This window comes from Pseudomonas sp. HMSC065H01 (assembly GCF_001815235.1).
Lineage (GTDB): Bacteria > Pseudomonadota > Gammaproteobacteria > Pseudomonadales > Pseudomonadaceae > Pseudomonas > Pseudomonas aeruginosa.
In genome coordinates this window covers 1-338 of the sequence record NZ_KV819919.1, presented here as the reverse complement: position 1 = coordinate 338, position 338 = coordinate 1, and the positions used below count along the sequence as shown (strand labels likewise).

Genomic DNA, 338 nt, shown 5'->3' with positions numbered 1-338 from the left:
ATCGGGTTCATGAACTCGCGATTACGTTTTATCCGGCCGTTCTCGAGTTCGAAGGAATGGATGTAGTGGTTCTCGCAATAGCCCTGCGGATACCCCGGGACCAGCGCCTTGCCGCGCCCGTCGCACTCGACCCAGAAGTGGTTCGGATCCTCGGTCTCGAAGATCCGCACGTTGTGCCACTCCCAGTCGGGGAAGCAGCGCTCGAGCCACTCGGCGAGCCGCCTGAGGCTCTCATGGCCCCGGAAAACCAGGGGTTCGCCGCTTTCCGTGGTCCAGTTGCCGGCGCAGCCGTCCTCGACGAACAGGCTGTGCCGCTGTAACCGTTCGGCCCCCTTCAT

General features: G+C 63.0%; 1 protein-coding gene. It reads right to left on the bottom strand.

Features of this window, described 5'->3' with window-relative positions; all coding sequences use genetic code 11:
* Positions 1-338 (bottom strand): phenazine biosynthesis protein PhzA (gene phzA / locus HMPREF3014_RS25735; RefSeq protein WP_033878172.1); only part of this gene is annotated, 338 nt, incomplete at both ends.